General features: G+C 60.2%; 1 pseudogene. It reads left to right on the forward strand.

The window, feature by feature from the left end:
* A pseudogene (locus JO972_RS16875) lies at window positions 1–324 on the forward strand (IS110 family RNA-guided transposase); the annotation flags it as partial.

Raw genomic sequence — 324 nt, forward strand, 5'->3', positions numbered from 1 at the left:
AGGATGCTGGCCAAGCTCGCCAGGGTGGACCCCGAACTGCTTCACCCGGTCAAGCACGGCTCCGAGCAAGCCCAGCAAGATTTGGTGCTGATCAAGCTCAGGGACACACTTGTTAGGCAGAGAGTGGACATCGTCACGTCGATCCGTTTCACCCTCAAGAGCCTGGGCATAAGGCTCAAATCCCCCAACTCGGCAGCATTTGCAAACTATGCACGGAAGGCTCTGTGCGAGCATCCGGAGATCCTCTCGAGGGTGGCCCCCGCACTGGCTGCACTCGACGGGCTCAACGCGTCGGTCAAGGAATACGACCGCCAGATCGAGGCG

Source organism: Oceaniferula flava, assembly GCF_016811075.1.
GTDB classification, from domain to species: domain Bacteria; phylum Verrucomicrobiota; class Verrucomicrobiia; order Verrucomicrobiales; family Akkermansiaceae; genus Oceaniferula; species Oceaniferula flava.